Here is a 24,860-nt window from a genome sequence, read left to right as displayed (position 1 = left end):
CGGCGTTCAGTTGATCATCCACCCGATGCCTGTATGGTAGTCGTCATGCAGCTAACTTAATTTGGTATAACAACTTGTGAGGTGAAGCAATGGAACAAACCTGGCGTTGGTACGGACCTAACGATCCGGTATCGCTTGATGATGTGCGTCAGGCTGGCGCAACCGGTGTTGTGACCGCCTTGCACCACATTCCTAATGGTGAAGTGTGGCCGGTAGAAGAGATTCAAAAGCGACAGGCTATTTTGGCTGAAAAGGGGCTGACCTGGTCGGTGGTGGAAAGCATTCCCGTTCACGAAGACATCAAAACCCAGTCTGGACAGTATCAAACGTGGATCGCCAATTATCAGCAGAGTATCCGTAATCTGGCGACCTGCGGCATTGATACCGTGTGCTATAACTTCATGCCGATCCTCGACTGGACGCGCACTGACCTTGAATATCAGCTCCCGGACGGTTCTAAAGCCCTGCGCTTCGATCAAATTGCTTTTGCGGCCTTTGAGCTGCACATCCTGCAGCGCCCCGGTGCGGAAGCGGATTACACCGCAGAAGAACAGCGTCAGGCTCTGGATTATTTCAATGCCATGAGCGAAGCCGATGTAGAGAAGCTGACTCGCAATATTATCGCCGGTCTGCCGGGTGCAGAAGAAGGTTATACGCTGGACAAGTTTCGCGCGCGCCTGGCGGAGTATGACGGTATCAGTAAAGACGATCTGCGCAATAATATGGCCGTATTCCTGCGCGCAATTGTGCCGGTAGCTGAAGAAGCAGGTGTGCGCATGGCCGTGCATCCTGACGATCCGCCGCGCCCGATCCTCGGCCTGCCGCGTATTGTTTCCACCATTGAAGATATGCAGTGGTTGAAAGAAACAGTAGACAGCATCTATAACGGCTTCACCATGTGTACCGGTTCTTACGGTGTACGGGCGGATAACGATCTGGTGAAAATGATTGAAACCTTTGGCGATCGTATTCACTTTACGCATTTGCGTTCGACCTGCCGTGAAGATAACCCGAAAACCTTTCATGAAGGTGCTCACCTGCAGGGCGACGTAGATATGGTCTCTGTGGTGGCGGCGATCCTGCGTGAAGAACAGCGTCGTAAGAAGGCGGGCGATCTGCGTCCTATCCCAATGCGTCCGGATCACGGGCATCAGATGCTGGACGATCTGCACAAGAAAACCAATCCGGGTTACTCCGCAATTGGTCGTCTGAAAGGGCTGGCAGAAGTTCGTGGCGTTGAGCTGGCGCTGAAACAAACGCAGTTCCGCGATCTGCTGTAATGGCATCAACAGGGATTGGGCGAGTCGCTCGATCCCTGTTCTGCCTTCAGGGCTGAATTAACGCCTGCTCCAGCACTCTCAGCACTTTATTGATCTGCGGTAACTGCAACCCGCCAAAACCGAAAAACATCACCCCGGCGTTGTTCTCCTTGCGCCAGATTTCTTCTGAACCATTTTCAATGTCCTGTAACGTATCAAAGCGAACACCTGCCTGCAGGCAGCGCTGTTGCAGCAAGGCGATGACGTCGGGCGAGCGATCGATGTGTAACGAGAGATGCAGGCCCGCCGTTGCGCCGTCAATTTTTCCGTCGGGGAACAGCGCAGAAAGACCGTCCCGGAGAAGCGCGAGCCGGGACGCGTAGCTGCAGGCCAGTTTGCCGAGGTGGGTATAAAAAACCTGATTTTGCATTAACTCAGCGAGAAACTGCTGCAATAACCACTGGCTGCCGTTGTTGTTTAACGCTTTCATATTCTGCACTGCCGGGAGCAGTTCATCCGGGCAAATGAGATAGCCAAGACGCGCACCCGGCCCCAGCGTTTTTGAGAATGTCCCCATATAGATAACCCGATCGTGATAATCCATGGCTTTCAGCGCGGGGAGGGGATTTTCGCCGTACGTAAAAACGGCATCATAATCATCTTCGATAATGTACGCCCCGACACGCTGCGCCCAGGTCAGCAACGACAGACGCCGCTCCAGTGAAAGCACGCTCCCCATCGGATACTGATGTGCGGGCGTCACGTAACAAAGTTGGGTTGCATATTCGGGTAATTTATCCGTGCACAGTCCCTGATTATCCACCGCGATAGGCGTAATGTCGGCACCGTAGTAATTAAACAGATGCCAGGCTCCAGAATAACAAGGGGATTCGGTCACAATATGACACTTTTTCTCCTGACTTGCCGCGTGATGAATAATAAATATTTGGCTGAGCAGTGATAACCCTTCCTGAATTCCGTTGGTAATAATGATGTTTTCTGCGCGAGTATTAATTCCCCGGGATAGATTAAGGTATCTGACCATTTGCTCACGCAATGAAAATAATCCATTTGGTGAATGATATCGGGTAAACAATTGCTCTTTTAGTACGCTGGGAGCATTATTCCATTTTCGCCAGCTTGACCAGGGAAAGGCATTGGGGTCGGGGACGCCCATCCGGCAATAAAAATCCCGTCCCATCTCACCGTAAACATCGGTGGAAACGCCTGCAGGCTCAGGCTTTACCGGCGGTGAACCCTGGGCTAACGGTATGTGTGCTGCGGGTGTACGTACTGGTGTAGTAAAGATCACTTCATAGCCAATACCCTGTCGGCTCTTAATCAACCCTGCCGCCATCAATTTTTCATACGCCATAACGACTGTGATTTTGGCCACGTTCAGCGCCTGCGCCTGCTCGCGGATAGAAGGAAGTTTGTCCCCGCACAGCAAATTCCCCCGCTGAATAGCCTGAAAATAAAATTGAAAGATCTGCAGTTGCAGCGATGTACGGCTTTCTCTGTTGAGAAACAGTGCCAGCATGAGAAATTCCTTATTAAAACGATAGCCGCATATTACGAGTTTCCATTTTTAACTATTTTGACTCGCCTCATAGAGTGAACGCTGTTCCTATACTCTGCTGCCGGTGTCTCTATTCTCCTTTTTTAATATCCCTTAGCGTGTCGCTATTAAAATAAGGGAGCCAAATATGTCGTGGATGAGAAAGAACGCGCTATGGTGGGCATTTGGTGGAGCCGTTGCCATGGCCTTTGCCATTTGGGGAACGTGGCAAGGCGTGCATTACACCAGTAGCACCGAGTTTTGTTTGTCGTGCCATTCGATGCGTACGGTGGGGGAGGAATATCAGACCAGCATACATTTTCGCAATGCCTCCGGCGTGCGTGCCGAGTGTAAGGATTGCCATATTCCACCAGGCATCGTTCCGACGCTTCTGCGCAAAACGGAAGCCTTGAACGATCTCTACCATACGTTTATTTCCCCGTCGATTGATACGCCTGAAAAGTTTACCGCCAAGCGGGCAGAACTTGCTCAGCGGGAATGGGCGCGAATGAGCGCCAATAATTCAGCGGCCTGTAAATCCTGCCATAGCTATGAGGCGATGGATCACGGCAAGCAATCGACGAATGCAGCGGCACAAATGACCGCAGCGGCGGCGAAAGACAGCAACTGCATTGACTGTCACAAAGGTATTGCCCATCACAAGCCTGATATGAGTAGCGGCTTTCGCGATCGGTTTAAGCAACTCCAACGCCAGGGAGAGACGCCGTCGGAGGCGACCACGCTGTTTTCGTTAGGCGAGAAAGCCCTGACGGCAACGGCTGGGAGCCCCGCCGGTAAAGCGCTACTTTTTCCGGCCACCGAAGTCAGAGTGCTGAAAAAAGAGGGCAGTAATGTCCAGTTGGAAGTGACGGGGTGGCGTGAAAGTAAAGGCCGTGGGCGGGTGATCACGCAGTTTATGGGCAAACGCGTTTTCTCCGCGGTGCTTGATGACTCCCTGATGGCAAACGTAAAAATTCTGCAAACCCAGGTTGACCCAGATTCGCACCAGCAGTGGCAGCAAGTGAGCGTGACCGCATGGACCTCCGCGCAGGGGCTTATCACCAGTATTGCACCGGTGTGGGAATACTCGGAACAAATGCTGCAATCCACCTGCAGCGCCTGCCACAGCACACCGCCGACCATCCGTTATACCGCCAATGGCTGGATTGCCGGACTGAAAGCGATGTCGACCTATTACCGGCTTAATCCGGTGGAAGAACGCACGCTGTTGAAATACCTCCAGACGCACGCCAGCGATGTGCCTGCCCCCCAATAATAAAGAGGATAATGTATGGATATTCACGATTTTAATCCGTCCCGTCGCCGTTTTCTGAGCGGTATGCTGGCGGTAGGTGCCGCCAGTGCGCTGGCGCCGAACCCGCTGATATCAAAGGTATGGGCGGCAGGAGAAAACCCTGAGCAGTGGATCCAGTCCGGCTCGCATTACGGCGCTTTTGAAGCCAAAGTGGTCAACGGCGAGTGGACCGAAACCCGGCCCTTTAAACACGACAAATACCCGTGCGATATGCTGAATGCAGTACGTGAAGTGGTCTACAACCCTTCGCGAGTCCGCTACCCGATGGTCCGTCTGGACTGGTTACGTAAGCGTGAAAAATCAGACCGCAGCCAGCGCGGTGATAACCGTTTTGTGCGGGTCAGTTGGGATCGGGCGCTGGATCTATTTTACGAAGAGCTGGAGCGGGTGCAAAAAAACTACGGATCTTCCGGTGTCTTTACCGGGTTGGCCGACTGGCAAATGGTGGGCAAATACCATAAAGCAGGTGGCGCAATGGACAGGGGGCTCGGCCTGCACGGGAGCTATGTCACCACCGTTGGCGACTACTCGGCGGCGGCTGCACAGGTCATCTTGCCGCATGTGATTGGTTCGCTGGAAGTCTACGAGCAGCAAACCTCGCTGCCGCTGGTGATTGAGAATACCCATACCATCGTGTTGTGGGGCTGCGATCCGATTAAGAATTTGCAGATAGAATTCCTGGTACCCGACCACGAAGCATTTGGCTACTGGCAGCAGATTAAAGAGGCGGTCGCACAGGGCAAAATGCGCGTCATTAGCGTTGATCCGGTGCGCAGTAAATCGCAAAACTATCTGGGTGCTGAACAACTGGCGCTGCGACCGCAAACCGATGTTGCTTTGCTGCTGGCGCTCGCGCACACCTTGTATGAAGAAAAACTGTACGACACGGCATTTATTAACGATTACACCGTCGGCTTTGAACAGTTTTTACCGTACCTGACGGGCGAGACTGACAAGCAGGTGAAAAACGCCGAGTGGGCAGCCCAAATCTGTGGCCTGAGCGCAGAACAAATCCGTGACTTCGCCCGCCTGCTGGTGAAAGGTCGCACGCAGTTTATGGGCGGCTGGTGCGTCCAGCGTATGCACCACGGAGAGCAGTATCCCTGGATGCTGGTGGTGCTGGCGAGCATGGTCGGACAAATTGGTTTACCGGGCGGCGGCGTAGGATTTGGCTGGCACTACAACGGCGGTGGAACGGTAACGTCGGCCGGGCCTGTGCTGTCGGGGCTGGGAAGTATTAACAATCCCCCAGAGGCGAAATATAAAGCGGATTTTCGTGGCGCATCGGCGCATATTCCCACCTCGCGTATCGTCGACTGCCTGCTTGCGCCGGGTAAGAAAATTGCCTTCAACGGTGAAACGTTAACCTGGCCTGATATCAAAATGGCCGTCTACAGCGCGGCCAATCCGTTCCATGCGCAGCAGGATCGCAACCGCATGATTGAGGCATGGAAGAAGCTGGAAACCGTCGTGGTGTTAGATCACCAATGGACTGCATCCTGTCGTTTTGCCGATATTGTCCTGCCCGTCACTACGCGCTTTGAGCGGAATGACATTGAGCAGTTTGGCACGCATTCGAATAAAGGACTGATGGCGCTGCGTCAGGTGGTCAAACCGCAATATGAGGCGCGTCACGACTTTGACGTATTTGCCGGGCTGTGTAAGCGCTTTGATAAAGAAGTGGCATATCGTGAAAACCGCGATGAAATGCAGTGGATACAAGCGCTTTATGACGAAGGCGTGAAGATGGGCGCATCGCTCGGCGTCACCTTACCGGACTTTGATACCTTCTGGAAAGGGGACGGATATATTGAATATCCGGCGGGGCAGCCGTGGGTGCGGCACGGTGAGTTCCGCGACCAGCCCGACCTTAATCCGTTAGGCACCCCGTCGGGCCTTATTGAAATCTACAGTAAAACCATCGCGGGTTTTCAATATGAAGATTGTCCAGGACACCCGGTGTGGATGGAGCCGTTTGAACGTAGCCATCAGGGCAAGACGAATAAATATCCGCTGCATCTGCAATCCTGTCACCCGGACAAGCGTCTGCACTCGCAGTTATGCTCAAGCGAGGCGTTTCGTAACACCTACGCGGTGGCTGGCAGAGAGCCGCTTTACATCAGCGAGCAGGATGCAACCGCCCGCGGTTTAAAAGCCGGAGATATTGCTCGCGTCTTTAACGCCCGAGGTCAGGTGCTGGCGGGCGTAGTGATTAGCGCCGATTTTCCCGCTGGCGTGATCCGCATTCATGAGGGCGCGTGGTATTCCCCGCAGGAAGGCGGGAAAACCGGGACGCTATGCACCTATGGCGATCCGAATGTCCTGAGTGCGGATATTGGAACATCGCAGCTGGCGCAAGGCCCTTCCGCGCATTCCGTGCTGGTAGAGGTTGAACGCTTCCAGCAGAAGGCCCCGCAGGTAACCGCTTTCGGTGGACCTGAGACAGTGAAAGAGGAGGGGGCCAGTGCCGCATAATCACATTCATCAGCAGCGTGCAGCAGTATATCAGTGGTTTTCGCAACTGCTGTTTCGTGAACTGGACGAGAAGCAATTAGCCCGTCTTGAGAGCGAGGAGAGCCGGGAGTGGATGACCTCACTGACGGGGATCCCCGGACTGGCTGCTGACGTCAAAAAGTTAGCGCGTAGTCTGGCTCAGGTGCTGCGGCGCGAATGCCGACAACTGGAGCTGGCGGCCGATTTTGCTTCACTGTTTTTGCTGGCCCCTCCACAGAGCGTGTCGCCTTATGCAGGGCATTACCCGCACACGACGGCACCTGAAGAACGACGGCAAATGAATGTGCTGTTAGTTGAACAGGGGCTGGCTGCGCGGGAGAATGAACCTGCCGATCATATTGCGGTACAGCTGGCGTTAATGGCGAAAATGGTGGGCAAAGAGCAGAGCGTCGCTGAGCAATATTACTTTTTGCATCATCATATTATGTGCTGGGCATCATTGTTCCGGGATAGCTGTCTGCATCGCGACGGCGAGGGCTTTTACCCTCAGGCGGTTAATGTCATCGTGCGTTTTATGCGCGAGGATGAGCAGTATCTGGAATCATTATTGATGGATGATTTTTATCTCAGCAGTCAGCGCTGAAAACAGCAAAGGGACAGCGTGCGCTGTCCCTTTTAGTCTGTGTCTTAGCAGAAACGTTAGTCTGCACGCCCCATATAACGGCGTTCTTCGATATGAATGCGGATTTTCTCACCGGCACTCAGATACTCAGGAACCAGGATCACCAGGCCGGTGGTCAGGGTGGCTGGCTTGTTACGTGCACTGGCTGACGCACCTTTAATGCCAGGTGAGGTTTCAACGATCTCAAGGTCTACGGTCTGCGGCAGTTCAAGCGCCAGCAGTTGGCCATCCCAGGTCAGCACCTGCATGTCCGGCATTCCGCCTTCCGGGATAAACAGCAACTCTTCTTCGATCTGGTCTTTGGTGAAGGTATACGGGGTATAGTCTTCTTTATCCATAAAGACATATTCGTTGCCATCGACGTAAGAGAAATCAACACCACGACGGCTCAGGGTGACGGTATCCACAATATCGTCGCCTTTGAAGCGCTCTTCGACTTTTAGGCCGGTACGGACATCAGAAAAACGCATTTTGTACAGCGTGGCTGCACCACGTGCGCTCGGTGATTGAATATCAATGTCTTTTACAATCAGTAGCTTGCCGTTGTAGTTAAGTACCATACCTTTTTTAATTTCGTTCGCTCTTGGCATCGAAAAAATCCTGTAGTGAGGAGTGTCTAAAATATCGCGTCAAACTACTCGCGCCGGGTCATTCAGGCAAGCGGAATTCGCACTTTTGCGGGTGCAAAAAAGGTGGTACTGTTCGCTACCTACACAATCCGCGGGTTTACCTTAAAGAGAATATTGTATGGAATGCCGTCCGGATTGTGGCGCATGTTGCACTGCGCCTTCTATTTCCAGCCCCATCCCCGGCATGCCTGAGGGCAAGCCCGCCAATACGCCATGCGTTCAGCTTGATGAATTCCTGCGCTGTAAAATTTTTGGTTCCGCACTGCGGCCAAAAGTGTGTGCAGGCTTACAGCCCAGCGCTGAAATGTGTGGTCAGACAACGCGCCAGGCTATGGTGTACCTTATTGAGCTTGAAGCGCTCACCGCACCTTAAACGTCTTTGATCCGCGCCAGGCAAAAGACCGTGGCGATAATCATCACCAGCGCAAACCAGAACACCGCATGGTAGTTCCAGATTTCAGCGGCAATACCGGCCAGCGATCCGGCTATAATCCAGCCCACGCGGATGGTGTTGGTGTAAAGAGTGGTTGCAGAACCCGCCTGTCCTGGCATTAAGTCCTGGAAATAGAGCATGCCAATACCGCCGAGGATACCGATGTAAATCGCGTTCAGCAGCTGCAAGCTGAGCAGAATGACCGGCGAATGCGCCAACAGCATTCCGGCATAAAAGAAGAAACCGGCGACCACGGCGATCCGCATCAACAAACGCTTGCCCAGACGTTTAGCAAAGTATCCGGCAATGAGCATCGTCGGTATTTCCAGCCCGGCGGCGGTGCCCATCATAATGCCTGCGAGCTTTTCCGGCAGATGCAGTTCGTTGATGATAAACAGTGGCATATTAATGATGTACAGGCTGTTGGTGCCCCACATTAATGTGCAGATAGCGAACAGCAGCAGCGTATCGCGCCGGTTACGACGCGGGGCTTCCACCGCGCCCGTGGCGAGGGACGCATTTTTGTTCATCGACGGTAAGAACAACCACACCATGACGCCGCAGACGATAAACGCAACGGCGGCACTCAGATACATCACCGTAAAGCTGAAACCCATAGCCAGCGCGTAAGCTAACGGCGGGCCAATCACCCATGCCAGCGAAACCTGAGCACGCAAAATAGAGCTGAACATGACGGCTTCCCGGCCCGTGCGGTCAGCATGCTCGCGGGCGAGGGCAAACATTTGCGGGTTAGCGGTCGATCCAAAGCTACTGAGGAAGACGCCGACAAACAGCAAAATAAAATAGTTACGGTTCCAGGCAAACAGCACACAGGCCAGCATCCCCAGTACGCAGCAAAAAACGATCAGATTTTTGCGATCGCCCTTCTTATCAGAACGCCCAGCTAAAAACTGGCTTACCAGGATGCCGATGACAGCGCTACCGGTAAAAAAGAAACCGACCATACCCGGACGGGCATGAACTTCATCGGTCAGAAAAAGGCTGAGCGTAGGGGTCTGCAATGCGCCGGCGATACCCGTAAGAAAAGCGACAAGCAGGAACGCCGAAGACGTTAAATCAAACGACTTGGGGGAGGCGGCTACCGGGGTGTTATGCATGTTTCAATATCTGTGATGTGAAGAGACGCGGAGTTTACGCTGCCTGCCAGAAAATAAACAGGGCGCGAAATCAAAATCGGCATGAAAAATCAAAATAGCATTTCAGTCTGTAAAAACAGCCTGCTGACGATGCTGAAATCGATAACTTAGCTTCCTTTCTATGTCAGCAATTATTGATGCACAGAAGAAAAAATGTGCGTTATATCTAAATTCAGCAAGCAAATTGCTAACTTTACTTGCGTGCTGAAGCAGAAAGCGCAAAACTTCTTGAAACGTTTCAGCGTCATCTTTTCTTAAGTGTTGGAGTTGGGTGGCGCCTTTTTTCTCATGTTAGCTGAATCGTTTCAATTCAGCAGGAGAGGAGAACCATGTTCCAGTTATCTGTTCAGGATATTCACCCGGGCGAACAGGCCGGAAATAAAGAAGAGGCCATTCGCCAGGTTGCTGCCGCGTTAGTGCAGGCTGGCAACGTGGCGGAAGGCTACGTCAACGGCATGCTGGCGCGCGAGCAGCAAACATCTACTTTCCTCGGCAACGGTATTGCTATTCCTCACGGTACCACGGACACCCGTGACCAGGTGTTGAAAACCGGGGTGCAGGTATTCCAGTTTCCGCAAGGTATTACCTGGGGTGAAGACCAGGTTGCATATGTGGCTATTGGTATTGCGGCCAGCTCCGACGAACATCTGGGTTTGCTGCGTCAGCTGACACACGTACTCAGCGATGATTCGGTGGCTGAACAGCTGAAATCCGCCACCACCGCAGAAGAACTGCGCGCGTTGCTGATGGGTGAAAAGCAGAGTGAACAGCTCAAGCTCGACAACGACATGCTGTCGCTGGACGTGGTCGCCGGTTCGCTGGTCACGCTGCAAGCCCTGAACGCCGCGCGTCTGAAAGAAGCGGGTGCGGTTGATGCTAACTTTGTTGCCACGGCTATCAATGAGCAACCGCTGAACCTCGGCCAGGGGATTTGGCTGAATGATTGTGCTCAAGGCAATCTGCGAAGCGCAGTTGCGCTCAGCCGAGCGGCAAATGCCTTCGACGTAGAAGGCGAGACGGCCGCGCTATTGGTGACCGTCGCGATGAATGACGATCAGCCCGTGGCAGTGCTCAAGCGCCTTAGCGATTTGCTGCTGGAAAATAAAGCTGACCGCTTGCTGAAAGCGGATGCAGCGACCGTACTGGCCCTGCTGACCAGTGATGATGCGTTAACTGATGATGTGCTGAGCGCAGAGTTTGTTGTGCGCAATGAGCATGGTTTACACGCCCGTCCGGGCACCATGCTGGTGAATACCATTAAACAATTTAACAGTGAAATTACCGTGACAAATCTTGATGGAACCGGAAAACCGGCAAATGGACGCAGTCTGATGAAAGTTGTGGCGCTGGGCGTGAAGAAAGGACATCACCTGCGCTTTACCGCCCAGGGTGAAGATGCTGAACAGGCGCTGAAAGCGATTGGCGAGGCCATCGCAGCCGGTCTTGGGGAGGGCGCATAATGAGCAGACGTGTCGCAACTATTACCCTGAATCCAGCCTATGACCTGGTCGGCTTTTGTCCGGAAATTGAACGCGGTGAAGTGAACCTGGTAAAAACGACCGGCCTGCATGCCGCGGGTAAAGGCATCAACGTTGCCAAGGTACTGAAAGACCTGGGGATCGACGTCACGGTGGGTGGTTTTCTGGGTAAAGATAACCAGGATGGCTTTCAGCAGTTGTTCAGCGAACTGGGGATCGCCAACCGTTTTCAGGTGGTGCAGGGGCGTACCCGTATTAACGTCAAGCTGACTGAAAAAGACGGTGAAGTTTCTGACTTCAATTTCTCCGGTTTTGAAGTCACCCCGGCGGACTGGGAACGCTTTGTGAATGACTCCCTGAGCTGGTTGGGCCAATTCGACATGGTCTGCGTCAGCGGCAGTCTGCCAACCGGCGTGAGTCCGGAAGCCTTCACCGACTGGATGACGCGCCTGCGCAGTCAGTGTCCATGCATTATCTTTGATAGTAGTCGTGAAGCGCTGGTTGCAGGTTTGAAAGCGGCGCCATGGCTGGTGAAACCCAACCGTCGTGAGCTGGAAATCTGGGCGGGCCGTAAGCTGCCAGAAATGAAAGATGTGATTGAAGCTGCGCATGCGCTGCGTGAGCAGGGTATTGCGCATGTGGTGATTTCCCTCGGTGCGGAAGGTGCATTGTGGGTTAACGCTTCTGGCGAATGGATTGCTAAACCGCCGTCAGTTGAGGTGGTCAGCACAGTAGGCGCAGGGGATTCGATGGTTGGCGGTCTGATTTATGGCCTGCTGATGCGTGAGTCCAGCGAACACACTCTGCGTCTGGCGACTGCCGTTGCCGCCCTGGCGGTAAGCCAAAGCAATGTCGGCATTACCGATCGTCCTCAGTTGGCCGCGATGATGGCGCGCGTCGACTTAAAACCGTTTAACTGACAGCAGGAGAGGCATAATGAAAACGCTGCTGATTATTGACGCTAATCTCGGCCAGGCTCGCGCTTACATGGCGAAAACCCTGCTTGGAGCGGCGGCACAAAAAGCGCATCTGGATATTATCGATAATCCGAATGATGCAGAGATGGCGATTGTCCTGGGTGACACCCTCCCTAACGACAGTGCGCTGAACGGCAAAAAAGTTTGGCTGGGAGACATCTCCCGTGCGGTGGCGCATCCTGAACTGTTCCTGAGCGAAGCGAAAGGTCATGCGAAACCCTACAGCGCACCGGTTGCGGCAGCGCCTGTAGCTAGCAGTGGCCCCAAACGCGTGGTGGCGGTAACGGCCTGTCCGACCGGCGTGGCGCATACGTTTATGGCGGCTGAAGCCATTGAAACTGAAGCCAAAAAACGCGGCTGGTGGGTGAAGGTTGAAACCCGTGGTTCAGTAGGCGCAGGCAATGCGATTACCCCGGAAGAGGTGGCGCAGGCCGATCTGGTGATTGTGGCGGCGGATATTGAAGTTGATCTGGCGAAATTTGCCGGAAAACCGATGTACCGCACCTCTACCGGACTGGCGCTGAAGAAAACCAAGCAGGAGCTGGATAAAGCCGTAGACGAAGCGACGCCGTACCAGCCTGTAGGGAATGGGCAGTCCGGAGCAACAGAAGGTAAGAAAGAGAGCGCAGGTGCATACCGTCACCTGCTGACCGGCGTGTCTTACATGCTGCCGATGGTGGTTGCCGGTGGTCTGTGTATTGCACTGTCTTTTGCTTTTGGTATTAAAGCATTTGAAGAGCCGGGCACACTGGCTGCGGCGTTGATGCAAATTGGCGGCGGTTCAGCCTTTGCGCTCATGGTGCCGGTTCTGGCGGGTTATATTGCATTTTCCATCGCTGACCGTCCCGGTCTGACGCCGGGTCTTATCGGCGGTATGCTGGCGGTTAGTACCGGTTCTGGCTTTATTGGTGGGATTATCGCCGGTTTCCTTGCCGGTTACGTGGCGAAACTCATCAGCACCAAGCTGAAGCTGCCGCAAAGTATGGAAGCGCTGAAACCAATCCTGATCATTCCGCTGCTATCGAGCCTGGTAGTTGGGCTGGCAATGATTTACCTGATTGGTAAACCGGTTGCCGGTATTCTGGAAAGCCTGACCCACTGGCTGCAAACCATGGGAACGGCGAACGCAGTGCTGCTTGGGGCGATTCTTGGCGGCATGATGTGTACCGACATGGGCGGTCCGGTCAACAAAGCGGCGTATGCTTTCGGTGTCGGCCTGCTCAGTACGCAGACGTATGCACCGATGGCGGCTATTATGGCGGCGGGGATGGTTCCCCCTCTGGCGCTGGGTCTGGCTACGCTGGTGGCGCGTCGTAAATTCGACAACGCACAGCGTGAAGGGGGCAAAGCGGCTCTGGTGCTGGGCCTGTGCTTCATCACCGAAGGGGCGATCCCGTTCGCCGCCCGTGACCCGATGCGTGTGCTGCCATGCTGTATCGTCGGTGGTGCGCTGACCGGCGCACTGTCGATGGCGGTGGGTGCGAAGCTGATGGCACCACATGGCGGTTTGTTCGTACTGCTGATCCCTGGCGCGATTACGCCGGTAGTGGGATATCTGCTGGCGATTATTGCCGGTACGCTGGTCGCGGGTCTGTCTTATGCCTTCCTGAAACGTCCAGAAGAGGACGCGGTGGCGAAAGCATAATTTCTGCTGCTGACACAAAAGGGCCGATGATTCGGCCCTTTTTTATTCACTCAATCCGCCCGATCAGGCGGCGGCAGAATCGGTTTGCTGCGCTTTCAGCCAGGCTATTTCTTCCGCCCAGATATCTGGATTGATGGTTTCCAGCACCAGCGGAATGCCGTCAAAACGGTCATCCTGCATAATCCAGCGGAAGGCGTCGTGACCGATATTGCCTTCACCTAAGCTGTGATGGCGGTCAACGCGGCTGCCAAACGTGCTTTTGGCATCGTTCAGGTGCATCCCACGTAAATAGTTGAAGCCGACAATACGTTCAAATTCGGCAAAGGTCTTTTCACACTCGGCGGCGCTTCGCAGATCGTATCCGGCGGCGAAGGCGTGGCAGGTATCAATGCAGACGCCCACGCGGGATTTATCTTCTACGCCATCGATAATGGCGGCCAGATGCTCAAACTTAAAGCCAAGATTGCTGCCCTGACCGGCGGTGTTTTCAATAACTGCGGTTACGCCCTGGGTCTGCGCGAGGGCAATGTTGATGGACTCGGCAATGCGTGCCAGGCATTCGTCTTCCGGGATCTGCATTAAATGGCTGCCCGGATGAAAGTTAAGCAGGGATAACCCCAGCAGCTCGCAACGCTGCATTTCATCAATAAAGGCATCGCGTGATTTTTCCAGCGCCTCGCTGACCGGGTGGCCGAGGTTAATCAGGTAGCTGTCGTGAGGAAGAATTTGTGCGCTGCTAAAGTGATACTTTTCGCAGGCCGACTTGAAGTCATCAATGACGTCAGTAGTCAACGGCGCGGCGCGCCATTGGCGCTGATTTTTGGTGAACAGGGCGAATGCGGTGGCATCGATTTCTGCGGCGCGAATAGCGGCATTGGCCAGACCGCCAGCGGCGCTTACGTGCGCTCCAATATATTTCATAATTGATTCCCCAAATAGTTCGAGTTGCAGGACAAAACGCAATACGTTTTGAGCAGCGCCTGCAACTCGAAATATGACGGGAAAACCCGCCATACTCAAATACAAAAGGGGAGAGTATAGCGGGTCAACGGGGGTTAGTCGTGTTTGATTATGCCATCACGCTGTGAATCAAAACGTTGATTGCACCACCACCGACAATCAGCCAGACAAACAGCACCAGCGCCATCAGTAACGGTTTGGCACCGGCCTTTTTCAGTGCGCTGACGTGAGTGGTCAGCCCAAGTGCGGCCATCGCCATTGCCAGCAGCACGGTATCGAGGGTGACCAGCATGTTCACCATAGACTGCGGCAGCAGGTGGAACGAGTTAAATATCGCCACCACAATGAACAGGATGGCAAACCACGGAATGGTGATTTTGCTCTTTTCGCCGCCGTTAGCCGGAGACAGTTGTTTCACACGAGCTGCCAGCAGGATGAGGAACGGAGCCAGCATCATGACGCGCAGCATTTTGGCAATAACGGCTGCGTTTTCTGCATCCGGGTTAATCGCATGTCCGGCAGCAACAACCTGTGCGACTTCATGCATGGTTGACCCAATGTAAATCCCGTAGGTTTCAGGGCTAAACCAGTGCGAAAGCAACGGATACATCGCCGGGTACAGGAAGATAGCAATGGTACCGAAGATGACCACGGTGGCGACAGCGACCGTCACTTTACTGGCTTCTGCTTTCACGACCGGCTCTGTTGCCAGTACCGCCGCGGCACCACAAATGCTGCTCCCGGCGCCAATCAGCCAACTGGTGTGTTTGTCCAGACCAAACACCTTCTGGCCGAGGAAGCAGGCAAGCATAAAGGTGCTGGTCAGCGTCAACGCATCGATCACAATCCCGCTGACGCCAACGTCAGCAATCTGCGAGAAGGTGAGACGAAAGCCGTAAAGGATGATCCCCAGTCGCAATAAATGTTGTTTCGCAAACAGTACGCCGCCGTCACAGCTTTTCCAGATGTGCGGATAGACGGTGTTGCCGAGGACCATCCCCAGTAAAATGGCTAAGGTGAGGGCGCTGAACCCGGCCCCCGCAACCGCGGGGATTGAACCACCCCATAACGCGGCTCCGGTGATGACTGCGCTCAGGGCAAGCCCCGGAATAAAATGCCACACTGTACGTCGATGATTCTTTAGGGCGAGTTCGGTCATAACCCCTCCTGTCAATGGAATGATTTCTTGGAGAAAATAGTAAGGTGAAGTGGTTTAAAAATAAAATTGATTATATATTTATAATTAATCTGAATAAGTGGTAAACACGGGCCATCTAGAGGAAAACGACCATGCATATCACCCTGCGACAACTTGAAGTGTTTGCCGAGGTACTGAAAAGTGGCTCGACAACCCAGGCCTCTGTCATGCTGTCATTGTCGCAATCCGCAGTGAGCGCAGCGCTGACTGATTTAGAAGGCCAGCTTGGCGTACAGCTGTTCGATCGCGTAGGTAAACGTCTGGTGGTCAATGAGCACGGGCGTTTACTCTATCCCCGCGCGTTGGCGCTGCTTGAGCAAACGGCCGAGATAGAACAGCTTTTCCGGGAAGATAATGGGGCGATTCGCGTCTATGCCAGCAGCACCATCGGCAATTACATTTTACCTGCCATGATTGCCCACTATCGTCATGATTTTCCCGATCTGCCGTTGGAACTGAGCGTGGGGAACAGCCTGGACGTAATTAATGCCGTACTGGATTTCCGGGTCGACATTGGACTGATAGAAGGGCCATGCCACAGTACGGAAATCATCTCAGAACCCTGGCTGGAGGATGAGCTGGTGGTGTTTGCTGCACCGACGTCACCGCTGGTAAAAGGTCCCGTTACGCTGGAACAACTGGCGGCTTCACCGTGGATCCTGCGTGAGCGCGGGTCCGGTACGCGTGAATTGGTGGATTACTTGCTGTTATCTCATTTGCCGCGATTTCAGATGGCCATGGAGTTGGGTAACTCCGAGGCCATTAAGCATGCTGTGCGTCATGGATTAGGGATTAGCTGCCTGTCACGTCGGGTGATTGAGGAGCAGCTACAGGCGGGAACGCTGAGTGAAGTGGCTGTACCGTTACCGCGTTTAGTCCGTACTCTTTGGCGTGTCCATCACCGTCAAAAACATCTCTCCAATGCGCTGCTGCGCTTTTTACGCTACAGCGACCAGCAGTAGGGCGGCGATATTTTTTCAGGCAGCATGCCGACTATTTTCGGCTTTACTTATAATCCACGGCCAGTCATGAAGGTCTCTTATAACAGCGTATTTGTGCCGGAAGAATGCCATTTCGTCTGCTACAATCGCGCCTCATTTTTTGGATGGATAGCATTTTCCCATGGTTTCCGAAACTAAAACCACAGAAGCGCCCACGCTACGTCGTGAACTGAAGGCGCGCCACCTGACGATGATTGCCATTGGCGGTTCCATCGGTACGGGTCTTTTCGTTGCATCTGGTGCAACCATTTCTGCGGCGGGTCCAGGCGGCGCGCTGTTTTCCTATATTCTGATTGGCCTGATGGTGTACTTCCTGATGACCAGTCTCGGTGAACTGGCTGCGTACATGCCGGTTTCTGGTTCGTTCTCCACTTACGGTCAGAACTATGTAGAAGAAGGCTTTGGCTTCGCGCTGGGCTGGAACTACTGGTACAACTGGGCGGTCACCATTGCCGTCGACCTGGTCGCTGCGCAGTTGGTGATGAGCTGGTGGTTCCCGGATACGCCAGGCTGGATCTGGAGTGCGCTGTTCCTGTGCGTCATCTTCCTGCTGAACTACATCTCTGTTCGCGGTTTTGGTGAAGCAGAGTACTGGTTCTCGCTGATCAAAGTCACTACCGTTATTATCTTCATCGCGGTTGGCGTGCTGATGATTTTCGGCATCTTCAAAGGCGCTCAGCCGGTGGGCTGGAGCAACTGGACTACGGGAGATGCACCTTTCGCCGGTGGCTTTGCAGCCATGATTGGTGTGGCGATGATCGTCGGCTTCTCCTTCCAGGGTACTGAACTTATCGGTATTGCGGCGGGTGAATCTGAAGATCCTGAGAAGAACATTCCGCGCGCGGTGCGTCAGGTGTTCTGGCGAATCCTGCTGTTCTATGTGTTCGCGATCCTGATTATCAGCCTGATTATTCCGTATACCGATCCAAGCCTGCTGCGCAACGATGTGAAAGACATCAGCGTCAGTCCGTTTACGCTGGTCTTCCAGCACGCGGGCCTGCTTTCTGCGGCTGCGGTAATGAACGCTGTGATCCTGACCGCGGTGCTGTCGGCGGGTAACTCCGGTATGTATGCCTCAACGCGCATGCTCTACACCCTGGCATGCGACGGCAAAGCGCCGCGTATTTTCGCCAAATTGTCTCGTGGCGGCGTCCCGCGTAATGCGCTGTATGCGACCACGGTGGTGGCAGGTTTGTGTTTCCTGACCTCTATGTTTGGCAACCAGACCGTGTACCTGTGGCTGCTGAACACCTCCGGTATGACGGGCTTTATCGCATGGCTGGGGATTGCCATCAGCCACTATCGCTTCCGTCGCGGTTATGTGATGCAGGGGCGTGATATAAACGATCTGCCGTATCGTTCAGGCTTCTTCCCGCTGGGACCGATCTTTGCGTTCGTGCTGTGCCTGATAATCACCCTGGGGCAAAACTACGAAGCGTTCCTGAAAGACACCATTGACTGGGGTGGCGTGATGGCGACCTATATTGGTATTCCGCTGTTCCTGATTATCTGGTTCGGCTATAAACTGACCAGAGGGACGCGTTTCGTGCGTTACAGCGAAATGCAATTCCCGGATCGCGTGAAGAAATCGTCTTAAGCATTTTGGCAAGAAATAACAAAAAACCCCGGCAGGGTAAATGCCGGGGTTTTTTATTGCGCCAAACTTAGAAGTTATAGGTCAGGCCAACCGTGTAACGACGACCATCGAGTATGGTGTCATAGGTTTCGTAATCGATTTGCTTATCCAGCACGTTGTACACGCCAGCGGTGGCCAGCACATTCTTGCTCACGTAGTAACGCACACCAACATCGACCTGAGTATAGGACGGTGTCCCTTGAGCCATCGACGTACGGCTCAGGTACTCAGAGGTTTTCCCGCGCAGGTTCAGACGGCTCCAGAAACCGAGATCCTGCGTGGCCTGCCAGTCCAGCGTGGTGTTAAACATATGCTTCGGCATTTTGTTTAACGGCTGACCGGAGAACTGACCGCTTTTCTGTTCAGATTCGGTGAACGTGTAGTTTGCCGTCCAGTTGAGATCGGAGGTGATTTTCCAGCCGAAGGTGGATTCTACGCCGCGCATATTGGCTTCATCGACGTTAACGCGATCGCTGACAAAATCATAGTGGGTTCCGCCGATGGTACAGGCCGGATCGGCGCTGCTGTTACAGCGGCGAACTTCGGTGATCTTGTCTTTGAAGTCGGTGTTGAACAGCGTCACGCCCGCGTTGAGGTCGTTGCCGTTATCCCACAGCAGGCCGATTTCTTCGCTCAGGCTCTTTTCCGGTTTCAGATCCGGGTTGCCCACAATGATGCCGTTCAGACGACCACCGCCAGTCACCTGTCCCCAGCTTGCTGACGACTGGCGCAGATCCGGCGCGCGGTAACCTGCAGACACGCCGCCTTTCAGGGTCCATTGATCGCTGAGATGCCATACGCCGTAGCCGCGAGGTGTCCAGTTATCACCGTAGTTTTCATCTTTATCCATACGCAGGCCGCCGGTCAGCGTGAAGGTATCGGTTACGGCCCATTCATCTTCAGCAAACAGCGCCCAACTCCAGCGGGTCAGCTTGTTCAGACCGTCTGCCGCTTCCAGCTGGTTACCATTATCGCGCAGTTTTTCATAACGGTACTGTCCGCCTGCCGTCAGGGTATGTGCCCCGAGGAAAATCTGGTTCTGATTGTTAAAAATAGTGTTGTAGGACTTCATCTGACGACCCGGGTTATCGGTCTCTTCCTGCTGAATATAGCTGGTGGTGTTGAAGTCGTCGTAGTAACCGCTGTGGGTTAATGAATAGGTCGTGTGCACATACTTGTTTTCGCTTTTGCTGTTTGGCTTACAGCTTCCGTTGCGACAGCTTTCTTCTGCTGTGGATTTACCTGGCGTACTGTCGCGATCCTGCAGTTCACGGGCGTAATCGAAGTCAATGTCGTTTTTATCATCCGGCGTAAGGTTCAGGGTTAATCCCCCATTACGCATACGCTGTTCGTTATAACCATTGACGATTTCATCTTCGGCACGGTGAGAGAATAACCCGGTGACTTTTGCGCCGAGTAATCCGTCAATCAGCGGCCCGGACGCATAGGCGTTAGTCTGGTAAATATCGCCGGAGTCACGGTCTTCCTGGAAGGTGGCGTCACCATGTAGAGAACCACTCCAGCCTTTGGTATTCGATACCTTTTTGGTGATCACGTTAATCACCCCGCCCATTGCATCGGAGCCGTACAGCGATGACATGGGGCCACGGATCACTTCGATGCGTTCAATGGATTCCAGCGGCGGCAGCCAGCCTTGTTCAATGCCGGAGTTATCGCTGTTCGGTCGCGTGCCGCGTGTGCTGATCCGCTTACCGTTAACCAGGAAGAGCGTGTACTGCGAGGCCATCCCGCGGATGCTGATATCACTGCTGCTACCGCCACCCGTGACGACGACGCCAGGCACGTCTTTGAGCGCATCGGTGACATCGCGGTAGGCTTTATCCTCAATTTGCTGCTTGGTGATCACAGAAATAGAGGCGGGGGCATCCTGAATCTTTTGCTCGAAACCGGTCGCGGTGACCACTACGGTATCCTGGTCAGCGGCATAGACGAGTGATGGGAGGCTGGCGACGCATACTGCGGCAGCAACGGCCTTAACGTGAGGTATAGTCATTTGTATCATTCCATTTAAATGAATCTAACTGCGTGTCATGTGAAAGGCCATGACAATTGTATGTATTTGTCTTTTAAGGACTCTTTTCAGTAAAGAAGCGGAGGGATTGTACAAAAGTATGAATTTTTGTAAACACAAATGATAATAGAAATCATTTGTGTTTGATGTGATATTATGGGAAGTGTTTATAAAATCAAAGAGATAGCTGTTAAATAAAAAAGGAGAAAAAGTGAAGGAATGATGGAGAAACAAAGAGGGCTTGCGCCCTCGGGGGGTTACTTCAGCAGATACTGCGCGTGGAAGCGCAGGTGATCTTCAATGAACGACGCAATAAAGTAATAGCTGTGATCAAAGCCTGGCTGGATACGTAACGTCATCGGCCACGCGGTCTGACGGGCTACCTCCGCCAGTACGGCGGGCTGGAGCTGATCGGCAAGGAACTGATCGCTATCACCCTGATCGATAAGCGTTGGAATTGCCTCTTCCGGTTTACTGGCTAACATTAATGCGCAGCTGTCCCATTCGGCCCAGGTCGATTTATCCTCGCCCAGATAGGCGCTAAACGCCTTCACGCCCCACGGCACGCGACAGGGGTTAACAATCGGTGCAAAGGCGGAAACGCTGGTGTATCTGCCGGGATTTTTCAGCGCCATAATCAGTGCGCCGTGACCGCCCATCGAGTGTCCGCTGATGGCGCAGCGCTCGCTGACGTTAAAATGCGCTTGAATAAGCTGCGGCAGCTCATCCCGCAAATAATCATACATGCGGAAATGCGCGGCCCAGGGAGCCTGGGTAGCATTGAGATAAAAGCCGGCGCCCTGGCCTAAATCGTACCCGTCATCGTTCGCAACGTGTTCACCGCGTGGGCTGGTATCCGGCATCACCAGTACGATCCCCAACTCAGCCGCAATGCGCTGCGCACCCGCTTTGGTGGTAAAGTTTTCATCATTACAGGTCAGGCCCGACAGCCAGTACAGTACCGGAGGCGGCGTATTTTCGCGCGGTGGTGGGAGAAAAATGCTGAAGGTCATGGTGCAATTTAAGGTGGCGGAATCATGACGCCAGCGTTGCTGCCAGCCTTCAAAACAGCGGTGCTCTTCGAGCATTTCCATGCACGGCTCCTTGTTGTGTTGAATCTGAATATGTTTGCGAATTCACCATAATACAGATAATTCATGATGCCGTGAGTAACTTTCACTTCCGCAATGGGCAAACATACATCATCATCTATATAACCTCGCGTTAACACTCCGTATCGACCCGATCGAGCGGTGCATGAAAGCCACATGTTGAAAGGCGGTGCCAATTTCAATAATTATCGCGGTGAATACTGGATTATGTGCGCAGCCTCACGCACAATGTTCTGGCTGTGACACAGCCTAAAAACTTTGCCCCACGCAGGGCAGAGGCGCCACACCTGCAGGAGAAGAATAAATGTCATCACTCAGTAAAGAAGCGGCCCTGGTACATGAAGCGCTGGTTGCGCGTGGTCTCGAAACACCGCTGCGCCCGCCCGTGCAAGAGATGGATAACGAAACGCGCAAACGTCTTATCTCCGGCCATATGACCGAGATTATGCAATTGCTCAATCTCGATTTGAGCGATGACAGCCTGATGGAAACGCCGCATCGCATCGCAAAAATGTATGTCGATGAGATTTTTTCCGGTCTCGATTACGCCAATTTTCCTAAAATCACCGTCATTGAAAACAAAATGAAGGTTGATGAAATGGTCACCGTTCGTGATATCACGCTGACCAGCACCTGCGAACATCACTTTGTCACTATCGATGGCAAAGCGACGGTGGCGTATATCCCGAAAGAATCCGTGATTGGTTTGTCGAAGATTAACCGTATCGTGCAATTCTTTGCCCAGCGTCCGCAGGTGCAGGAGCGTCTGACCCAACAAATCCTGACCGCACTGCAAACCCTGCTGGGTACCAATAATGTGGCGGTGTCGATTGATGCGGTGCATTACTGTGTGAAAGCGCGCGGTATTCGCGATGCGACCAGCGCCACTACGACCACCTCACTGGGCGGATTATTTAAATCCAGCCAGAATACGCGTCAGGAATTCCTGCGCGCTGTACGTCACCACAACTGACAAGGGCAGGACCATGGAGCGTAATGTCACGCTGGATTTTATTCGTGGCGTTGCCATCCTCGGGATCCTGCTTCTCAATATCAGCGCCTTTGGTTTGCCAAAGGCGGCATATCTCAACCCGGCCTGGTCTGGCAGCATTACTTTATCGGATGCCTGGACCTGGGCGGTGCTCGATCTCTTCGCACAGGTGAAATTCCTCACGCTGTTCGCTCTGCTCTTCGGCGCGGGCCTGCAAATGCTGCTGCCACGCGGAAAACGCTGGATCCAGTCGCGACTCACGCTGCTGGTCTTACTGGGGTTTATTCACGGCTTACTATTCTGGGATGGCGATATCCTGCTGGCGTATGGCTTAATCGGCCTGATCGGCTGGCGGCTGATTCGTGATGCCCCATCGGTAAAAAGCCTGTTTAACACCGGTGCTCTGCTGTATCTGGTGGGGATCGGCGTACTGCTGCTGCTGGGTTCGATTTCTGGGGGGGAAACCAGTCGCGCCTGGACACCGGATGCCTCCGCGTTGCTGTATGAAAAGTACTGGAAGATTAATGGCGGCATGGAAGCGGTGAGTAACCGCGTGGATATGCTGTCAAACAGCCTGCTGGCGCTGGGGGCGCAGTACGGCTGGCAACTGGCGGGGATGATGCTGTTGGGTGCCGCATTAATGCGCAGTGGCTGGCTGAAAGGGCAGTACAGTTTGTCGCATTATCGACGTACAGGCATGCTGCTGGTGGTGACCGGTATAGCAATCAATCTGCCTGCGATTATGCTGCAGTGGCATCTCGACTGGGCGTACCGCTGGTGTGCTTTCCTGCTACAAGCCCCGCGTGAACTGAGCGCGCCGTTTCAGACCATCGGCTACGCTGCGTTGATGTTTGGTTTCTGGCCGCAACTGAGTCGCGTTAAGATTGTTATCGCTATTGCCTGCGTAGGACGCATGGCGCTGACTAATTATCTGCTGCAGACGCTTATCTGCACCACGGTGTTTTATCAGTTCGGTTTGTTTATGCAATTCGACCGGCTGACGCTGCTGTTTTTCGTTATTCCCGTCTGGGCTGTTAACCTGCTTTTCTCCGTCATTTGGCTGCATTTTTACCGGCAGGGCCCGGTGGAGTGGCTATGGCGTCAATTAACCCTGCGTGCTTCAGGGACATCATTGCCGCGAACATCCAGATAACGATCTGGATCACATTCATTAACAAAATGGATGTAACCGTTTTCATTCCTGTGACATGACTCACGCAGTCCTGTACCCCGTGCTGACAAAATACACAGCTTGGGTGTCCGTGGGCAACCGCAATCTTAAACAGGGCAGTGAATATGGTAACCATACGTGATGTGGCACGGCAGTCTGGCGTTTCTGTAGCGACGGTTTCCCGCGTACTGAATAACAGTGCGTTGGTGAGTCCTGACACCCGTGAAGCGGTAATGAAGGCTGTGACACAGTTAGGCTATCGACCCAATGCCAATGCGCAAGCGCTGGCGACGCAGGTGAGCGACACCATTGGGGTCGTGGTGATGGATGTATCAGATTCGTTTTTTGGTGCATTGGTGAAAGCCGTGGATCTGGTGGCTCAGCAGCACCAGAAATATGTGCTGATTGGCAACAGTTATCATGAAGCTGAAAAAGAACGTCATGCCATCGAAGTCCTGATCCGCCAACGTTGTAATGCCTTGATTGTCCACTCAAAAGCGCTGAGCGATCGCGAGCTAGGCGAGTTTATGGAACACATCCCGGGCATGGTGCTCATCAATCGCATTGTGCCGGGTTACGCCCATCGCTGTGTCTGCCTGGACAATATCAGCGGAGCTAAAATGGCCACCCGCATGCTGCTCAATAACGGTCATCAACGTATTGGCTACCTAGCGTCAAGCCACCGAATTGAAGATGATGCGATGCGCAAAGAGGGCTGGATGAGCGCGTTGCAGGAACACGGTATTACGCCAGCGGAAAGCTGGGTAGGTACCGGTTCACCGGATATGCCGGGGGGCGAATCAGCCATGGTGGAGTTGTTGGGGCGCAATTTGCAGCTGACGGCGGTTTTTGCCTACAACGACAACATGGCTGCCGGAGCGCTGACGGCGTTAAAAGACAACGGCATCGCCATTCCATTACACCTGTCTATCATTGGTTTCGATGATATCCCGATTGCCCGTTACACTGACCCTCAACTGACCACCGTGCGCTACCCCATTGCGTCAATGGCGAAAATGGCGACAGAGCTTGCGCTACAAGGGGCGGCGGGTACGCTGGATCCGGCGGCAACGCACTGTTTTATGCCGACACTGGTGCGACGTCATTCTGTGGCGTTGCGACAGAATGCGGCACCGATCACTAACTGATAATGTCACCTGATGTAACCGCTT

General features: G+C 53.5%; 20 protein-coding genes. 13 read left to right on the top strand and 7 right to left on the bottom strand.

Translation table 11 applies throughout. From position 1 onward, the window contains the following. The first annotated feature begins 89 nt into the window (after positions 1-89). The gene (uxuA, locus tag M2374_RS05515; protein ID WP_181688936.1) at positions 90-1,280 is read left to right on the top strand and encodes a mannonate dehydratase; all 1,191 of its coding nucleotides are present in this window, start codon (positions 90-92) and stop codon (positions 1,278-1,280) included. A 46-nt stretch (positions 1,281-1,326) separates the two neighbouring features. Here uxuA and M2374_RS05510 read toward each other — a convergent pair whose 3' ends face one another. Further along, entirely contained in the window at positions 1,327-2,799 is a 1,473-nt protein-coding gene (locus tag M2374_RS05510; protein WP_137399831.1) for a PLP-dependent aminotransferase family protein, read from the bottom strand. A gap of 166 nt (positions 2,800-2,965) precedes the next feature. Here M2374_RS05510 and torC point away from each other — a divergent pair, with 166 nt between their 5' ends. From torC to torD, 3 genes are read left to right on the top strand one after another with little or no spacing between them, the layout of a single operon-like run. After that, entirely contained in the window at positions 2,966-4,093 is a 1,128-nt protein-coding gene (gene torC, locus M2374_RS05505; RefSeq protein WP_137362809.1) for a pentaheme c-type cytochrome TorC, read from the top strand. A 15-nt stretch (positions 4,094-4,108) separates the two neighbouring features. Further along, the gene (torA, locus tag M2374_RS05500) at positions 4,109-6,607 is read left to right on the top strand and encodes a trimethylamine-N-oxide reductase TorA (RefSeq protein WP_115258017.1); all 2,499 of its coding nucleotides are present in this window, start codon (positions 4,109-4,111) and stop codon (positions 6,605-6,607) included. Next, the gene (torD, locus tag M2374_RS05495; protein WP_117343456.1) at positions 6,597-7,229 is read left to right on the top strand and encodes a molecular chaperone TorD; all 633 of its coding nucleotides are present in this window, start codon (positions 6,597-6,599) and stop codon (positions 7,227-7,229) included. Before torA ends, torD begins: the two co-directional genes overlap by 11 nt. 56 nt (positions 7,230-7,285) lie before the next feature. On the opposite strand, the gene yeiP is transcribed toward torD, so the two are convergent. Next, positions 7,286-7,858 carry an elongation factor P-like protein YeiP gene (gene yeiP / locus M2374_RS05490; protein WP_096756467.1) on the bottom strand — a complete coding sequence of 191 codons (573 nt, stop codon included), beginning with the start codon at positions 7,856-7,858 and terminating at the stop codon, positions 7,286-7,288. 157 nt (positions 7,859-8,015) lie between these two features. Here yeiP and M2374_RS05485 point away from each other — a divergent pair, with 157 nt between their 5' ends. After that, complete coding sequence (locus tag M2374_RS05485) at positions 8,016-8,270, top strand: YkgJ family cysteine cluster protein (RefSeq protein ID WP_096756468.1); 255 nt, start codon at positions 8,016-8,018, stop codon at positions 8,268-8,270. Here the strand turns inward: M2374_RS05485 and setB are convergent. Beyond that, positions 8,267-9,448, bottom strand: a complete 1,182-nt coding sequence (gene setB, locus M2374_RS05480) for a sugar efflux transporter SetB (RefSeq protein WP_117343457.1) — start codon at positions 9,446-9,448, stop codon at positions 8,267-8,269. The two genes, M2374_RS05485 and setB, sit on opposite strands and share 4 nt — an antisense overlap. A 368-nt stretch (positions 9,449-9,816) precedes the next feature. Here setB and fruB point away from each other — a divergent pair, with 368 nt between their 5' ends. The 3 genes from fruB to fruA are packed head-to-tail and all read left to right on the top strand — an operon-like array spanning position 9,817 to position 13,587. Beyond that, positions 9,817-10,947, top strand: coding sequence for a fused PTS fructose transporter subunit IIA/HPr protein (gene fruB / locus M2374_RS05475; protein ID WP_096756470.1), 1,131 nt, complete (start codon positions 9,817-9,819; stop codon positions 10,945-10,947). Next, positions 10,947-11,885: a 1-phosphofructokinase gene (fruK, locus tag M2374_RS05470; RefSeq protein WP_003834544.1), complete on the top strand. Its 939-nt coding sequence runs from the start codon at positions 10,947-10,949 to the stop codon at positions 11,883-11,885. The genes fruB and fruK overlap by 1 nt, the downstream gene beginning before the upstream one ends. 16 nt (positions 11,886-11,901) lie before the next feature. Then, positions 11,902-13,587, top strand: a complete 1,686-nt coding sequence (gene fruA / locus M2374_RS05465) for a PTS fructose transporter subunit IIBC (protein ID WP_117343459.1) — start codon at positions 11,902-11,904, stop codon at positions 13,585-13,587. 63 nt (positions 13,588-13,650) lie between these two features. Here fruA and nfo read toward each other — a convergent pair whose 3' ends face one another. Both nfo and M2374_RS05455 read right to left on the bottom strand, forming a co-directional pair. Continuing rightward, entirely contained in the window at positions 13,651-14,508 is an 858-nt protein-coding gene (gene nfo, locus M2374_RS05460; RefSeq protein WP_115258023.1) for a deoxyribonuclease IV, read from the bottom strand. 148 nt (positions 14,509-14,656) lie between these two features. Continuing rightward, positions 14,657-15,706, bottom strand: a complete 1,050-nt coding sequence (locus M2374_RS05455) for a YeiH family protein (protein ID WP_181688937.1) — start codon at positions 15,704-15,706, stop codon at positions 14,657-14,659. 131 nt (positions 15,707-15,837) lie between these two features. Between M2374_RS05455 and yieE the strand changes: the two genes are divergently transcribed. Both yieE and lysP read left to right on the top strand, forming a co-directional pair. Continuing rightward, positions 15,838-16,707: a DNA-binding transcriptional regulator YeiE gene (gene yieE, locus M2374_RS05450; RefSeq protein WP_181688938.1), complete on the top strand. Its 870-nt coding sequence runs from the start codon at positions 15,838-15,840 to the stop codon at positions 16,705-16,707. 160 nt (positions 16,708-16,867) lie between these two features. Then, positions 16,868-18,343, top strand: a complete 1,476-nt coding sequence (lysP, locus tag M2374_RS05445) for a lysine-specific permease (protein WP_153879882.1) — start codon at positions 16,868-16,870, stop codon at positions 18,341-18,343. A 67-nt stretch (positions 18,344-18,410) separates the two neighbouring features. Here lysP and M2374_RS05440 read toward each other — a convergent pair whose 3' ends face one another. Next, positions 18,411-20,396 carry a ligand-gated channel protein gene (locus M2374_RS05440; RefSeq protein ID WP_259154018.1) on the bottom strand — a complete coding sequence of 662 codons (1,986 nt, stop codon included), beginning with the start codon at positions 20,394-20,396 and terminating at the stop codon, positions 18,411-18,413. 275 nt (positions 20,397-20,671) lie between these two features. Continuing rightward, positions 20,672-21,508 (bottom strand): S-formylglutathione hydrolase, encoded by an 837-nt coding sequence (fghA, locus tag M2374_RS05435; RefSeq protein WP_096756481.1) that lies wholly within the window; start codon positions 21,506-21,508, stop codon positions 20,672-20,674. A gap of 322 nt (positions 21,509-21,830) precedes the next feature. On the opposite strand from fghA, the gene folE reads away from it, so the two are divergent. From folE to galS, 3 genes are all read left to right on the top strand, one after another. Beyond that, the gene (folE, locus tag M2374_RS05430) at positions 21,831-22,499 is read left to right on the top strand and encodes a GTP cyclohydrolase I FolE (protein ID WP_096756482.1); all 669 of its coding nucleotides are present in this window, start codon (positions 21,831-21,833) and stop codon (positions 22,497-22,499) included. A gap of 13 nt (positions 22,500-22,512) precedes the next feature. Continuing rightward, positions 22,513-23,670, top strand: coding sequence for a DUF418 domain-containing protein YeiB (gene yeiB, locus M2374_RS05425; protein ID WP_135911730.1), 1,158 nt, complete (start codon positions 22,513-22,515; stop codon positions 23,668-23,670). Positions 23,671-23,813: 143 nt separating this feature from the next. Next, entirely contained in the window at positions 23,814-24,836 is a 1,023-nt protein-coding gene (gene galS, locus M2374_RS05420; RefSeq protein WP_096756484.1) for an HTH-type transcriptional regulator GalS, read from the top strand. Positions 24,837-24,860 lie beyond the last annotated feature (24 nt).

The sequence above is a fragment of the Citrobacter sp. JUb117 genome (assembly GCF_024809055.1).
Classification (GTDB): Bacteria; Pseudomonadota; Gammaproteobacteria; order Enterobacterales; family Enterobacteriaceae; genus Citrobacter; species Citrobacter gillenii.
The sequence above is the reverse complement of the archived record's forward strand: the minus strand, read 5'-3'. Positions and strand labels throughout refer to the sequence as shown.